This is a genomic window from Aeromonas diversa CDC 2478-85, assembly GCF_000819805.1.
Taxonomy (GTDB): domain Bacteria; phylum Pseudomonadota; class Gammaproteobacteria; order Enterobacterales; family Aeromonadaceae; genus Aeromonas; species Aeromonas diversa.
Map to the genome: position 1 here is coordinate 531,046 of NZ_CDCE01000029.1, position 14,278 is coordinate 545,323.

The window sequence follows — 14,278 nt, forward strand, 5'->3', positions numbered from 1 at the left end:
GAAGGGCGTAATTGACAACCGGGCGAAAAGACCCGATAACCGCACAGGTTTCATTCCTGTCCCTCTCTTAAGCCCAGGTTCAGCATCGTATGAAAATTGTCACCACCCTCCGCCGTCAGGGGGATCCCGTCTCCCTCGCGTTTCTTGCCGTCACCTTCGTCACCGGCATGGCCGTGGCGCTGCAGGTGCCCACCCTCTCTCTGTTTCTGGGCGAAGAGGTGGGGGTGCGCCCGTTTCTCATCGGACTCTTTTACACCATCAATGCGGTGGTGGGGATCCTGGTCAGCCAGTGGCTGGCCCACCGCTCCGACCACAGGGGAGGGCGTAAGGGACTGATCCTGCTCTGCTGCGGCGCCGGTGTCCTCGTCTCCCTGCTCTTTGCCTTCGACAGGCACTACTGGGTGCTCGCCTCCCTCGGGGTCCTGCTCGCCGGCGTTGCCAGCACCGCCAGCCCTCAGCTGTTTGCCCTGGCCCGTGAGCATGCGGACCGGGAGGGCAAGCGTGCCGACATGTTCAGTTCTGTGATGCGGGCCCAATTTTCGCTGGCCTGGGTCATAGGTCCGCCGCTCGCGTTTGCCATCGTCATGGGTTACGGCTTTACCCCCATGTATCTGGCCTCTTCCCTGGCGTTTGTGGTGTGTGCGGCCATCGTCTGGCGCTGGATCCCGGTCCTGCCCGTGCAGCAGGGGGAAGTGGTGCGGCCCAGGGAGAGCAGTTGGCGCGACAAGAATGTGCGGGCACTGTTTATCGCCTGCACCCTGATGTGGACCTGTAACAGCATGTACCTCATCAACATGCCCCTCTACATCACCCGTGAGCTGGGGCTGGAGGAGCGGCTGGCCGGTCTCCTGATGGGGACTGCGGCGGCGCTCGAGATCCCCTTCATGCTGCTGGCGGGTCACTATACCCGGCGTGTTGGCAAGCGTCCCATGATGCTGGTGGCGACCCTGGCGGGCCTGCTCTTCTATCTGGGGCTGATCGGGTTCACGGGCGAGCGCGAGCTGCTGATGCTGCAGCTGTTCAATGCCATCTTCGTCGGTATCGTCGCGGGGATCGGCATGTCCTACTTTCAGGATCTGATGCCGGGGCGGGCCGGGGTGGCGACCACCCTGTTCACCAACAGCATCCGGACCGGCGCCATCCTGGCCGGTGCCATTGCCGGCCTGGTGGCCGAGTGGTGGAGCTTTCACGGCGTCTTTGTGGTCTCTGCCGGGCTTATCGTGCTGGCCCTGGCCGGGTGTCTGCGGGTGCGAAACGCCTAGGGGGCCGGCGGCTGGTATTCGGCACGCAGCAGGCGCAGCAGCAGCTCGGTGGCCGGGCCAAGCTGGGTGGGGTCTGTGGTCAGCAGGTAGGTAAAGAGTCGGCGCTCGCCTCCCGACTCGGGGTTGAGGCGCACCAGCTTGCCCTCATCGATCAGGGCGCGCACCTGATGGGCCGGCATCCAGCCATAGCCGAGTCCCTGCAGGATGAGCCGCAGCGCCTCGGTGTAGTGGGTGACGGCCCAGCCGGTGTCACTCTCCTGACTCCAGTCCAGAGAGCGGTGGATGGGGGGATGCAGGCTGATCTGGGTGTGGGTGGCGAGCAGCTCTCCGCTCACCGGCTCGGAGCCGGTGGCGAGGGGATGGTGGGGGGCGCAGACGGGGAGCATCAGCACCTCATCGAGCGGCACGCCGCCCCGATCGGGGGGCAGGTGCTCGGTCATCATCAGATCACCGGGTTGCAGGGCCCCGACATGGCAGTGAATGCGCTCATGCAGGTTGATGCGACAACCCCGCGCGCGGGGTTGGAAGCGAGCCAGGACGCGATAGAGGCGCTCTCTCGGTTGCAGCGCCGAGACGTAGAGGTTGATCTGGGACTCCCACTGGCGCTCGATGTTGTGGGCCAACCCTTCGAGATCTTCCATCTGGGCCAGCAGTTGGCGCGAGCGCTTGAGGAAGATCTCCCCGGCCACCGTCAGCTCGGCCTTGCGGCCACGCACCTCCAGCAGTGCAACCCCGAGAGATTGCTGCAACTTGGCCACGGCGTGGTTGAGGGAGGACTGGCTCTTGCAAAGCGCTTCGGCCGCCTGGGCATAGCCGCCATACTCCACCACCGCCTGGAAGATACGCCACTGCTCCACCGTGCTACGAGGACGAAACAGTGCCCGCTCCTTCTGGTGGTCCATCTCCTGCATATCAGACTCTCTCGTGGCGGGACGCTGCTCGTCCCCATCACCTAGCCTAGCCACCCTTGCCTCCTCTGTCCCCTATTTGGGTTGAGCGACAAAGGTCTTGCCGTTCTCGCCGCGGCTGTCTTTGCCCATCAGATAGAGATAGAGGGGCATCAGATCGGCCGGGGTCTTGAGGTTCATGGGATCCTCGGCCGGGAAGGCGCTGGCCCGCATCTTGGTGCGGGTGCCACCCGGGTTGATGGAATTGACTCGCACGCCGGTATTTTCCAGCTCGTCGGCCAGCACCTCCATCATGCCCTCGACGGCAAACTTGGAGATGGCGTAGGTGCCCCAGTAGGCACGGCCCTTACGACCCACGCCGGAGGAGGTGTAGAGCAGCACGGCTTCACCTTGCTCCTTAGCGGTCTTGCGCAGCAGGGGGAGCAGGGCCTGGGTCATCAAAAACTCGGACTTGACGTTCACCTGCATCACCTCGTCCCACTCCTTCTCCTTGATCTGGTCGAAGGGGCAGAGCACGCCGAGCAGACCGGCGTTGAACAGCACGCCATCGAGACGACCAAACTGACGGGCAAAGGTCTCGGCCAGGCCGCGATAGTCGGCCGCGGTCGCCTGCTTGAGGTCCATGGGCACGATGGCGGGGAGCGGGTAGCCCGCGGCCTCGATGGCATCGAAGGTGGCCTCCAGCTTGGCGGCGGTGCGGCCGAGCAGGATCACGGTGGCGCCGTGGGCGGCATAGTTGATGGCCGCCTCCTTGCCAATGCCGTCACCCGCACCGGTCACCACGATGACCTTGCCGGCCAGCAGTTGGGCATCAGCCTGATAATCCATCATGAATGCGCTCTCCTGTATAGTGCAGCTAAACGGCGCAAGTGTACTGACACCGGGGGGAGCTTGACCAGTCTCAGGTGTCAAAAAGTGAATAAAATTCAGGAGTTGTGTCATTATTGCCGGCATGACCATCGATCGTAGCGTGCAAGTCACGTGGAGGAATACGTGGAGTTTTTGACTCAGTACGGCCTGTTTCTGGCCAAGACCCTGACCCTGCTGCTCGCCCTGGGGGCCGCCGTGGTGATCCTGACCCTGGCCGGTCGTGGCAACAAGGGGGGCAAGGGGCAACTGGATGTGACCGATCTCGGTGCCGACCTCGAAGAGACCCGCTTTCGTCTGGCGACCCTGCTGGCCGACAAGGAGGGGCGCAAGGCCCTCGAGAAGCAGCACAAACAGGAGGAGAAGGCGCGCAGCAAGGGGGATCACCGCTCCCGCCTGTTCGTCATCGACTTCAAGGGCAGCATGGATGCTCGTGAGGTCAGCGCCCTGCGCGAAGAGGTGAGCGCCGTGCTGACGGTGGCGACGCCGCAGGACGAGGTGCTGGTGCGCCTCGAATCCGGCGGCGGCGTGGTGCACGGCTATGGCCTGTGCGCCTCCCAGCTGCAGCGCATCAAGGATAAAGAGATCCCCCTCACGGTGGCGGTGGACAAGGTGGCGGCGAGCGGTGGCTACATGATGGCCTGTGTGGCGGATCGCATCCTGGCGGCGCCGTTTGCCATCGTGGGATCCATCGGCGTGGTGGCGCAGCTGCCGAACTTCAACAAGCTGTTGAAAAAACACGACATCGATTTTGAGATGCACACCGCCGGCCAGTACAAGCGCACCCTGACGGTCTTTGGCCAGAACGACGACGAGGGACGGGCCAAGTTCCGCGAGGAGCTCGAGGAGATCCATCAGCGCTTCAAGCAGTTTGTGCAGGCGCATCGTCCGACCCTCGACATCGAGCAGGTCACCACCGGCGAACACTGGCTGGCGAGTCAGGCCCGAGAGCTCGGGCTGGTGGATGAGCTCAAGACCAGCGACGACTACCTCATCGAGCAGGCGCACACCCGGCGCGTGCTGGCGGTCCACTATCGCACCCGCAAGGGGCTGATGGCGCGCCTGGGCAAGCAGGGGGCCGAGGGGGCGATCGAGGGGGCGCGCAGCCTGTTCGGGCGTTACTCTCCTTGGCAATAAAGCCGTGGCCATCATCCCGCGGCACTAACGGCCTGTGGCTCTGGCTGCGAGGACACATAAAAAACGAACCCGCCGAATGGCGGGTTCGTTGTTTCCGGTAGCCGTTAGCGCTGGAAGGGGTAGACGGCACCGAGCTTGAGGATCTGGGTCAGCTCGTCGAGGGCGGCGCGCGACTCGGTCACCAGCGCCGGATCGCGCAGATCGTCGAACGAGAGGCGGTCCCGATAGTGCTTGTCGACCCACTGGTTGAGGCGGGTGAACAGGGAGTCGTTCATCAGGCAGGCCTGGTTGACGGCGGCCAGCTCGTTATCGTTCAGGGCGACCCGCAGACGCAGGCAGGCGGGGCCACCGCCGTTGCGCATGCTCTGTTTGACGTCCATGAAGTGCACCTGCTTGATCGGGCTGCCGAGGGTAACCAGCTTGTCCAGATAGCGGGAGACCGCTGGGGTGTCGCGGCACTCGGTGGGGGCTATGATGGCCATCTCGCCGGACGGCAGGGTGAGGATCTGGGTGTTGAACAGGTACGAGCGCACCGCATCCTGCACCGCGACCTCGGCGGTCGGTACCTCGATAAAATGCAGCTCCCCGTCGCCGAACTTGCGGCGCACCTCGGCCAGTGCCCCCTGGGTGTCGAGGAAGGCCTCCTGGTGGAAGAACAGCACGTTCTGGTTGCCCACGGCGATCACGTCGTTGTGGAACACCCCCTGATCGATCACCGCCGGATTCTGCTGGATGAAGACGCAGTTCTCCTCGTCCAGCCCGTGCAGGCGGGCGATGGCTTGGCTCGCCTCCAGGGTCTGACGCGCCGGGTAGCGGGTCGGTGCCGGACGGGAGAGGTCAAAGGCGCTGCGCCCGTAGACGAACAGCTCCACCCCGGCGTGGCCGTAATGGCTGCACAGGCGGGTGTGGTTGGCCGCCCCTTCGTCGCCGAAGTGATCGTTCTCCGGCAGGTGGGTGTGATGGCTGAAGTGCCGCTCGTCCGGGAACACGGCGCGCAGGATGCGGCCGGTCACTTCGGGTTCGAGCGAGCGGTGGAACTTGTTGGTCAGGTTGGCCGGGGTGAAGTGCACGCGACCATCCATGGTATCGGCACTGGGCGAGACGGTGGCGGCGTTGGCGGTCCACATGCTCGAGGCGGAGTAGCAGGCGGCCAGCACGGCCGGGGCCTGGGCGGCGGCTTGCTCCAGCACGCGGGCATCGCTGCCGGAGAAGCCGAGGCGGCGCAGGGTGGCGAGATCCGGGCGCTCCTGGGGCGCCAGTACCCCTTGTACCATACCAAGGTCGGTGAGCGCCTTCATCTTGACCAGCCCCTGTTTGGCCGCCTCACGGGGGTTGGAGGCCTCCTTGGCATTGTTCTGGGAGGCGACATTACCGTAAGAGAGACCGGCGTAGTTATGGGTGGGACCGACCAGACCGTCGAAGTTGACCTCGAAATGCTTCATCAGATACATCCTTTCATTTTATCGGGGTAGCGGAGTCCATTCCCCCAGTGTGATGGGGAGGTTGCGCCATCATATCCTGTTTTTCTTTATTTGTAACAATCTGGTAACTGAGGTGTGCCGCTGTGCCCAAGGCCGTAGAAAAAAAAGCAGATGGGGTAGAAATACCAAAAATGGGTTGATTACAAAGGGTTGGGCTCGCATTAATAAATAAGGATTGGGGAGGTCTCGACTGCGGCAGGGTTTGCTTTTTGCCGCCAAATCTCTTATACAGCCCCACAAAACTTCAGACCCCGTCCCCGGGGTGACAGGAAACGAGTCATAGCATGGGCAAATCTCTGGTCATCGTGGAGTCTCCGGCCAAGGCCAAGACCATCAACAAATATCTGGGTAAGGACTACGTGGTGAAATCCAGCGTGGGCCATATCCGCGACTTGCCGACGGCCGGCAGTGGCTCGACCGAGCCGAAGAAGCCTGCCGTGCGTGGCGTCAAGCTCAGCGATGCCGAGAAGGCCGTCAAGGAGCGCCGTGCGCTCTTCAACCGCATGGGGATCAACCCCGAGCACGGTTGGGAGGCCAACTACCAGGTGCTGCCCGGCAAGGAGAAGGTCGTCTCCGAGCTGCAATCCCTGGCCGCCAAGGCCGATACCATCTATCTCGCAACCGACTTGGACAGAGAGGGAGAGGCCATCGCCTGGCACCTGCGCGAGGTGATTGGGGGCGAAGAGGGGCGCTACAAGCGAGTCGTATTTAACGAGATCACCCAGAGCGCCATCCAGGAGGCCTTTTCCCAGCCCTCCGATCTCAATATCGATCGGGTCAACGCCCAGCAGGCGCGCCGTTTCCTCGATCGGGTGGTGGGCTACATGGTCTCCCCGTTGCTCTGGAAGAAGCTGGCTCGTGGCCTCTCCGCCGGCCGTGTCCAGTCGGTGGCGGTGCGCCTCATCGTCGACAAGGAGCGCGACATCAAGGCCTTCGTGCCGGTCGAGTTCTGGGATCTGCACGCCGATCTGCTGACCGGCAGCAAGGAGTCCCTGCGCATGGAGGTGCTCACCCACCTCGGCAAGGAGTTCAAGCCGGTGACCGAGGCCCAGACCCTGGCCGCCGTCGCCGCCATCCAGGGTGTGCCTTACGTGGTGCAGAGCCGCGAGGACAAGCCGACCGGTTCCAAGCCCTCGGCTCCCTTCATCACCTCGACCCTGCAGCAGGCCGCCTCTACCCGTCTCGGCTTTGGGGTCAAGAAGACCATGATGATGGCCCAGCGTCTCTATGAGGCCGGTTACATCACCTACATGCGTACCGACTCGACCAACCTGAGCCAGGAGGCGGTGAGCGCGGTGCGCGACTTCATCGTCACTCAGTACGGTCAGCCCTATCTGCCGGCCGAGCCGAACCTGTACGGCTCCAAGGCAGGTGCCCAGGAGGCGCACGAGGCGATCCGTCCATCTGACGTGACCGTCGGTGCCAGCGATCTGGAGGGGATGGAGGCCGACGCCCACAAGCTGTATGACCTCATCTGGCGCCAGTTTGTCGCCTGCCAGATGACCCCGGCCCAGTACGACGCCACCACCCTGACCGTGCGCGCCGGCGATTACGAACTCAAGGCCCGTGGCCGTACCCTGCGCTTCGCCGGTTGGACCAAGGCCCTGCCCCCCATGGGACGCAAGGGCGAAGACATCCAGCTGCCGGCGGTGGAGCCGGGCGAGGTGCTCGAGCTGGTCAAGCTCGATCCGCGTCAGCACTTCACCAAGCCGCCTGCGCGCTTCACCGAAGCGGCCCTGGTGCGCGAGCTGGAGAAGCGCGGCATCGGCCGGCCGTCCACCTACGCTTCCATCATCTCCACCATTCAGGATCGCGGCTATGTGCGGGTCGAGAATCGCCGCTTCTTCGCCGAGAAGATGGGGGAAATCGTCACCGATCGCCTGGTCGAGAACTTCGCCGAGCTGATGAACTATGAGTTCACCGCCCGCATGGAAGGGCAGCTCGACGAGATAGCCCAGGGTGACAGCGAGTGGAAGGCGGTGCTCGACAACTTCTATCGCGAGTTTACCGAGGAGCTGGGCCGCGCCGAGCAGCCGAGCGACGAGGGGGGGATGCGAGCCAACCAGATGGTGGTGACCGACATCAGCTGCCCCGACTGCAGCCGCCCCATGGGCATTCGCACCGCCACCACCGGGGTCTTCCTCGGCTGCTCCGGCTATGCCCTGCCGCCCAAGGAACGCTGCAAGAAGACCATCAACCTGGTGAGCGCCGACGAGTTCGTCTCCACCGGTGAAGAGGAAGAGGCCGAGACCAACGCCCTGCGTGCTATGCACCGCTGCAAGATCTGCGGCACGGCCATGGACTCCTACATCATCGACGAGACCCGCAAGCTGCACGTGTGCGGTAACAACCCCGACTGCGAAGGCTACGAGGTGGAGAAGGGGCAGTTCAAGCTCAAGGGTTACGAAGGCCCCTCCATCGAGTGCGATCGCTGCGGATCCGAGATGCAGCTGAAAAACGGCCGCTTCGGCAAGTACATGGGGTGCACCAACGAGAGCTGCAAGAACACTCGCAAGATCCTGAAAAACGGTGAAATCGCGCCGCCCAAGGAAGATCCTGTGCCGCTGCCCGAACTCAAGTGCAGCCAGTCCGACGCGCACTTCGTGCTCCGTGACGGCGCCGCCGGCCTGTTCCTGGCCGCCAGCAGTTTCCCGAAGTCGCGCGAGACCCGCGCGCCGCTGGTGGAGGAGCTCAAGCGCTTCCGCGATCGCATCTCGCCAAAACACTACTACCTGGCCGATGCACCGGCCTATGACGCCGACGGCAACCCGGCTGTGGTGCGCTTCAGTCGCAAGACCAAGGAGCAGTACGTGATGACCGAGGTCAACGGCAAGGCGACCGGCTGGACCGCTCACTACGACGGTGGGCGCTGGGTCGAGAGCCAGCCCAAGGGTAAATAACCCAGGCAGATGTTGAACTGTGCAGAGGCTCCCAGAAGGAGCCTCTTTTTTTCCCTATACTGATTCGGCGAGCCAGGAGGGTTCGGGTAGTAGAAGGAGTAGAGGATATGGATATTCGTGAGGTGCGTCCTGGCATGTATTGCCAGACCCGGGAAGGGGCTGCCTGGGTACTGGAGGTCGACAGACAAAACCGGCTGGTGCTGCTGCAGCGTGAGGATGAGACCACGCCGGTACAGGTCTGCGTCGACGATATTCTCGATTCGGGGGAGTAGCTCCGCGCTCTTTGATTCATAAAAAAAGCCGCCCAAGGGCGGCTTTTTTGTCGGTTGGGATCAGGCGGCGTCTTGCAGCGGTGCCTCTCCCTCCTCCTGCAATACCCCTTCGCTCTTGGAGACCACGCTGGCGGCGATGGCATTGCCCAGCACGTTGGTGGCCGAGCGCCCCATGTCGAGGAAGTGGTCGATGCCGAGCAGCAGCAGGATCCCGGCTTCGGGGATCTGGAACTGGTTGAGGGTAGCAGCGATCACCACCAGAGAGGCGCGCGGTACCCCGGCCATCCCTTTCGAGGTGACCATCAGCAGCAGCAGCATGGTGATCTGCTGGCCCCAGGAGAGCTCGATGCCGTAGGCCTGGGCGATGAACATGACGGCGAAGGTGCAGTACATCATGGAGCCGTCCAGGTTGAAGGAGTAACCCATCGGCAGCACGAAGCTGGCAATCCGCTTGGAGCAGCCAAACTCTTCGAGTCGTTGCAGGGTCTTGGGATAGGCGGACTCGGAGCTGGCGGTGGAGAAGGCCAGCAGTACCGGCTCGCGGATGAGGCCGAGCAGGGTCAGCACGCGGCGGCCGAGGAACAGGCTGCCCAGTCCCAGCAGTACCAGCCAGAGGGTGCCCAGTGAGAGATAGAACTGGCTCATGAAGGTGCCGTAGGTGGCGAGGATACCCAGCCCCTCCTTGGCCACCATGGCCGCGATAGCGGCGAAGACGGCGAAGGGGGCGAAGTACATCACATAGCCGGTCACCTTGAGCATGATGTCGGCGGCACTGGCCATGACGGTGACCACGGGTTTGGCGTGATCGCCGATGGAGGCAGCAGCCAGACCGAAGAAGAGGGAGAAGACCACGATCTGCAGGATCTCATTGGTCGCCATCGCCTCGACCACGCTTTTCGGGATGGCGTGGGTGATGAAGTCTTTGAGGGTGATGGCGCCGGCACTGATGCCGCTGGTGGCCGAGCCGTCGGGCAGGGTCAGGTAGAGGCCCACTCCCGGGGTGAGCAGGTGAACCATCACCAGCCCCAGCGTCAGGGAGAGCAGGGAGGCCATCATAAACCAGGCCAGGGTCTTGATGCCCACGCGTCCCACGGTGCGGGAGTCGCCCATCTTGGCGATGCCGACGGTGAGGGTGGTGAAGACCAGGGGGGCGATGATCATCTTGATGAGGCGCAGGAAGATATCGGTCAGCAGTGTGATGTTGCTGGCAAAGGTGGCCGCCTGAACCGGATCGAGCCAGCGCACTCCTTGGCCGGTAACGATGCCGAGCAACATAGAGATGATGATGGCGATCGTCAGCTTGTTCATTTTCATGTGAAATGCTCCATTTACAGCGTACCGCCCGGGGTCTTTCGCCCCTGTGCGGATCCATCCGGCCTGAGCCGGAAAGCAGCAGAATGCACAATCTCATGGGGCAAATCCAGCGACTTACAGCGGGAATATTTAAGTAAGTGGCGAACGAAAATGAGGTGTTCTCACCTTGCTGCGAAATAGTGTCCCGTCGGTATCCTGCGGTGAATTGTCTGTTTCGCCCAGGTGAAATCAGGGCCCGAAGAGTGGACGGCATCACATTTTTTAGCCAAAAAAATGGGCCCACAATGGAGCCCGTTAAATTAATCGTGGTGCACTCATAGCGCCAGAAACCCCAGGATCAGGATGGGCCCCAGCAGGCTGAGTATGAAGCCCGAGACGATGGCCACCGGCACGACACCGACGCCCCCGGTGCGCTGGATCACCGGCAGGGTGAAGTCGAGTGCGGTGGCCCCGCCGTAGCCGATGGCGGCCGAGGGGTGACGGCGCATCAGCAGCGGAATGATGAGGATGGCGATAAGCTCGCGACCGAGATCGTTAAGAAAGGCGGCTGAGCCCATGACCGGGCCCAGCTTGTCTGCCACCAGAATGCCCGAGAGGGAGTACCAGCCAAAACTCGAGGCCATGGCCAGGGCGTGGGAAGGGGGCAGATCAAGCAGCAGGGCGGCCAGCAGGGCACCGACCCAGCTGCTAAGAAGCACCGAGACGGCGATGGTCATGCCCCAGCGATTGAGCAGGATCTGGCGAAGATGCATGCCCGAGTTACGCATCTGAATGCCGATCAGCAGCAGCAGCAACATCAGAGCCCACTCGCTGAATTTCTCAATGGGCAAGGCCGAGAGATCGACGAGCAGGCCGAAGGCGAAGCCCCCCAGAACGACCAGTCCCAGCTGCAGCGACTCCCACATCATGTGAAGCTTGTTCGGCGTAGCCTGTGCGCTCTCAATCAGGGGTTGCGCGCGTTGGCGATCCAGCCACCAGAGCAGTGCCAGGTTGCAGAGGGTGAGAGACGCGAGCATGACACCGGAGATGGTAAGGATCTGCGCCATGCTGCTGCCCAGATCGTCGATGCCGGCCAGGCTCATCCCCATCAGTCCCAGGATCAGGTAGACCATCTTGCCCAGGGCGCCGTTGATCGACGAGAGCAGTGAGCGTGAACGCAGGGGGATGAGGTAGCCAATGAAGAGGGGCAGCAGGATCAAGAGGGCGTTGAACAGCATCAGTGGTCCGTCACGTAAAAAGGGGGAAAACAGTGGGTCAGCCCTTTATCCTGCCTGTCGGCCCTGTTGTGTGCAAACAAAATCGGCAGCAGGGGCCGTTGCAATGAGGTTAACAGCGCTGGCCCTGCTCACTCTCTGAAGTCTGGGTATCGTATGACCCTGATTTATATGGATTCATGCAACAAGGTTACGTGATTTTATATTCACATAAGGAAAAGGTGTGCTTTTGCGTGACAAGGGCATTTTTTTTCATGTAAATAGTGGTTGCGTCTGATTGTTTGCATCGCCAGTACGCCAAGCCTCATAGTGTGATTATGCAGATAAATCGACTTTTATTCTGTAAGTGGCCGGGGTTTCCCCATGCAGTCAGCAGGATCTCGGGGCAGATGTTGTATTTTTATCGCCCCGATGTTACTTTCGCAGGAAGTGCCTAAAGGTTGCATATTTGTAAACGAAAGGCGCGGTGTGACAGGTCAATGATGGCCGCCCAGGGACAGACTACAAGGTTGTAAGGGATGAGCGACGTCGCTGCATTGGAAGTCCGAGATCTACACAAATATTTTGGTTCCCACGAGGTGCTTAAGGGCATCGATCTGACGGCCAGCAAGGGAGATGTCATCTCGCTCGTCGGCTCTTCAGGGTCGGGGAAATCCACCTTCTTGCGCTGCATCAATCTGCTGGAGACCCCCTCTTCCGGCACCGTGGCTCTGCATGGGGAGCTGATCCGCATGAAGAGTAGCCGCAGTGGCGAGCGGGTGCCCGAAGACATGCGCCAGGTCGAACGCATTCGCAGCCGTCTCGCCATGGTGTTCCAGAGCTTTAACCTCTGGTCCCACATGACCATCATGCAGAACATCATCGAGGTGCCTATCCAGGTGCTCAAGGTGCCGCGCGCCGAGGCCATCGCCAAGGCCGAGCACCTGCTCAACCGGGTGGGCCTGTGGGAGCGGCGCGACTACTATCCGGGCCACCTCTCGGGTGGCCAGCAGCAGCGTGCGGCCATCGCCCGTGCCCTGGCGGTGGACCCCGAGGTGATGCTGTTTGACGAGCCCACCTCGGCGCTCGACCCCGAGTTGGTGGGCGAGGTGCTTGGGGTCATGCGCGAGCTGGCCGAGGAGGGGCGCACCATGCTGGTGGTGACCCATGAGATGGCCTTTGCCCGAGACGTCTCCAACAAGGTGATGTTTCTGCACCAAGGGCGGGTGGAGGAGCAGGGGGATCCCAAGGAGATCTTTGCCCATCCCAAGTCCGAGCGGTTCAAACAGTTCATATCTTCCATCTATTGATGGATCGGTTTTGCGTATCAAGGAGAGAGCGAAATGATGAAGAAGATGATAGTGGCTGCGGCCGTCATGGCTGCCATGGGCTCTACCGGCGTCATGGCCAAGGAGTGGAAAGAGGTGCGGATCGGTGTCGAGGGTGCCTATCCTCCCTTCTCCTGGACCGAGCCGAGCGGTGAGGTCAAGGGCTTTGACATCGACATCGCCAACGCCCTGTGCGAGGAGATGAAGGTCAAGTGCACCCTGGTCAAGCAGGACTGGGACGGCATCATCCCGGCGCTGTTGTCGCGCAAGTTCGACGCCATCATCGCCACCATGGACATCACCGAAGAGCGCAAGAAGAAGGTCGACTTCACCCAGAAGTACCAGCATATTCCGGCCCGCTTCGCCGCCAAGAAGGGAACCGAGCTGACCCTGGACAAGGCCTTCATGAGCGGCAAGAACGTCGCCGTGCAGCGTGCTACCTCCATGGACACCTACATCACCGACAACTTCCCGGAAGCGACTATCAAGCGCTACGGCACCGCCGATGAGGCCTACCTGGATCTGAAGTCCGGCCGTGTCGACTACGTGCTGGCCGACTCCGCCGCCATCGTCGACGGCCTGTTCAAGAAGGAAGGGGGCGATGCCTACGAGTTTATCGGGCCCAAGCTGACCGATCCCAAGTGGTTCGGCGAAGGGGCCGGCATCGCCGTGCGCAAGGCCGACAAGGATCTGAAAGAGAAATTTAACCAGGCCATCCTGGCCCTGCGTGCCAACGGCAAGTACAAGGCCATCAACGACAAGTACTTCGACTTCGACGTGTACGGCGAATAAGCGAACGTCTGCGGCGGCAACGCCGATTCATCCGCTGTGTTCGGGCCCGCAGTGCGGGCCCGAAATCGATGGAGCGAACCATGCTGGATTTGAAAGGATACGAAGGATCCCTGCTGGAGGGGGCGGGCGTGACCCTGCAGGTGGCGCTGGCCTCCCTGCTGCTCGCCGTCTGCCTCGGCATGCTGGGAGCCCTGGCCAAACTCTCCCCCTATCGCTGGGCGCGGGGCGTGGCCGACCTCTACACCACCCTCATTCGCGGCATCCCCGACCTGGTGTTGATGATGCTGCTCTTCTTCGGTGGCCAGGTGTTTATCAACAACCTGCTCACCTGGATCAACGAGAGTTACAACGCCTGGCTGCTGAAAAGCAACCCGAGCCAGGAGTGGGTCGCGCTGGTGCCCGACTACATCGACATCAGCCCGTTCGCGGCCGGTGTGGCCACCATCGGCTTCATCTTCGGCGCTTACATGGCCGAGACCTTCCGTGGCGCCATCCTGGCGGTGGACAAGGGGGAGCTCGAGGCGGCCCGCGCCTTCGGCATGCGCCCGCTGCAGGTATTTGTGCGCATCCTGTTTCCCCAGATGATGCGCCACGCCCTGCCCGGCTTTGGCAACAACTGGCTGGTGCTGCTCAAGACCACGGCGCTGGTCTCCATCATCGGGCTCGACGACATGGTGCGCAAAGCCTCCCTGGCCGCTGGCTCGACTCAGCTCCCCTTTACCTTCTACATGGCGGTGGCGCTCATCTTCCTGGTGTTCACCGCGGTCTCCACCTCGGCACTCAAATGGGCCGAACGCCACTACGCCATCAAGACGAGGTAAGCC

At 62.2% G+C, this 14,278-nt stretch carries 12 protein-coding genes; 7 read left to right on the forward strand and 5 right to left on the reverse strand.

The features are described from left to right. Positions 1–89 precede the first annotated feature (89 nt). Complete coding sequence (locus tag BN1121_RS11945) at positions 90–1,262, forward strand: MFS transporter (protein ID WP_005353688.1); 1,173 nt, start codon at positions 90–92, stop codon at positions 1,260–1,262. Here BN1121_RS11945 and BN1121_RS11950 read toward each other — a convergent pair. Together BN1121_RS11950 and BN1121_RS11955 are read right to left on the reverse strand one after the other, a co-directional pair. Then, complete coding sequence (locus BN1121_RS11950) at positions 1,259–2,140, reverse strand: LysR family transcriptional regulator (RefSeq protein ID WP_043157590.1); 882 nt, start codon at positions 2,138–2,140, stop codon at positions 1,259–1,261. The genes BN1121_RS11945 and BN1121_RS11950 overlap by 4 nt on opposite strands. A 105-nt stretch (positions 2,141–2,245) precedes the next feature. Continuing rightward, positions 2,246–3,001 (reverse strand): YciK family oxidoreductase, encoded by a 756-nt coding sequence (locus BN1121_RS11955; protein ID WP_081606438.1) that lies wholly within the window; start codon positions 2,999–3,001, stop codon positions 2,246–2,248. A gap of 162 nt (positions 3,002–3,163) precedes the next feature. Between BN1121_RS11955 and sohB the strand changes: the two genes are divergently transcribed. Continuing rightward, positions 3,164–4,174, forward strand: a complete 1,011-nt coding sequence (gene sohB / locus BN1121_RS11960; RefSeq protein ID WP_005353697.1) for a protease SohB — start codon at positions 3,164–3,166, stop codon at positions 4,172–4,174. 104 nt (positions 4,175–4,278) lie between these two features. On the opposite strand, the gene astB is transcribed toward sohB, so the two are convergent. Then, complete coding sequence (astB, locus tag BN1121_RS11965) at positions 4,279–5,616, reverse strand: N-succinylarginine dihydrolase (RefSeq protein ID WP_005353699.1); 1,338 nt, start codon at positions 5,614–5,616, stop codon at positions 4,279–4,281. A gap of 323 nt (positions 5,617–5,939) precedes the next feature. On the opposite strand from astB, the gene topA reads away from it, so the two are divergent. Together topA and BN1121_RS20050 are read left to right on the forward strand one after the other, a co-directional pair. Then, entirely contained in the window at positions 5,940–8,555 is a 2,616-nt protein-coding gene (gene topA / locus BN1121_RS11970) for a type I DNA topoisomerase (RefSeq protein ID WP_043597838.1), read from the forward strand. 107 nt (positions 8,556–8,662) lie between these two features. Then, positions 8,663–8,827: a hypothetical protein gene (locus tag BN1121_RS20050; protein WP_005353701.1), complete on the forward strand. Its 165-nt coding sequence runs from the start codon at positions 8,663–8,665 to the stop codon at positions 8,825–8,827. Positions 8,828–8,887: 60 nt separating this feature from the next. Here the strand turns inward: BN1121_RS20050 and BN1121_RS11975 are convergent, their stop codons facing one another. Next, positions 8,888–10,141 (reverse strand): dicarboxylate/amino acid:cation symporter, encoded by a 1,254-nt coding sequence (locus tag BN1121_RS11975; protein WP_005353704.1) that lies wholly within the window; start codon positions 10,139–10,141, stop codon positions 8,888–8,890. 314 nt (positions 10,142–10,455) lie between these two features. Beyond that, positions 10,456–11,358, reverse strand: coding sequence for a LysO family transporter (locus BN1121_RS11980; RefSeq protein WP_005353706.1), 903 nt, complete (start codon positions 11,356–11,358; stop codon positions 10,456–10,458). A gap of 515 nt (positions 11,359–11,873) precedes the next feature. Here BN1121_RS11980 and BN1121_RS11985 point away from each other — a divergent pair. The 3 genes from BN1121_RS11985 (at position 11,874) to BN1121_RS11995 (ending at position 14,275) form a co-directional block, all read left to right on the forward strand. Continuing rightward, complete coding sequence (locus tag BN1121_RS11985; protein ID WP_005353708.1) at positions 11,874–12,644, forward strand: ABC transporter ATP-binding protein; 771 nt, start codon at positions 11,874–11,876, stop codon at positions 12,642–12,644. 36 nt (positions 12,645–12,680) lie between these two features. Next, positions 12,681–13,454: an L-arginine-binding protein AotJ gene (gene aotJ / locus BN1121_RS11990; RefSeq protein WP_005353709.1), complete on the forward strand. Its 774-nt coding sequence runs from the start codon at positions 12,681–12,683 to the stop codon at positions 13,452–13,454. A gap of 80 nt (positions 13,455–13,534) precedes the next feature. Beyond that, entirely contained in the window at positions 13,535–14,275 is a 741-nt protein-coding gene (locus BN1121_RS11995; RefSeq protein ID WP_005353710.1) for an ABC transporter permease, read from the forward strand. The last annotated feature ends 3 nt before the right edge of the window (positions 14,276–14,278 follow it).

Coding starts and splice junctions, on each gene's coding strand:
- BN1121_RS11955 (WP_081606438.1), bottom strand. CDS start 3,001: ATGATGGATTATCAGGCTGATGCCCAACTGCTGGCCGGCAAGGTCATC.
- astB (WP_005353699.1), bottom strand. CDS start 5,616: ATGAAGCATTTCGAGGTCAACTTCGACGGTCTGGTCGGTCCCACCCAT.
- aotJ (WP_005353709.1), top strand. CDS start 12,681: ATGAAGAAGATGATAGTGGCTGCGGCCGTCATGGCTGCCATGGGCTCT.
- BN1121_RS11975 (WP_005353704.1), bottom strand. CDS start 10,141: ATGAAAATGAACAAGCTGACGATCGCCATCATCATCTCTATGTTGCTC.
- BN1121_RS11980 (WP_005353706.1), bottom strand. CDS start 11,358: ATGCTGTTCAACGCCCTCTTGATCCTGCTGCCCCTCTTCATTGGCTAC.
- topA (WP_043597838.1), top strand. CDS start 5,940: ATGGGCAAATCTCTGGTCATCGTGGAGTCTCCGGCCAAGGCCAAGACC.
- BN1121_RS11995 (WP_005353710.1), top strand. CDS start 13,535: ATGCTGGATTTGAAAGGATACGAAGGATCCCTGCTGGAGGGGGCGGGC.
- BN1121_RS20050 (WP_005353701.1), top strand. CDS start 8,663: ATGGATATTCGTGAGGTGCGTCCTGGCATGTATTGCCAGACCCGGGAA.
- BN1121_RS11945 (WP_005353688.1), top strand. CDS start 90: ATGAAAATTGTCACCACCCTCCGCCGTCAGGGGGATCCCGTCTCCCTC.
- BN1121_RS11985 (WP_005353708.1), top strand. CDS start 11,874: ATGAGCGACGTCGCTGCATTGGAAGTCCGAGATCTACACAAATATTTT.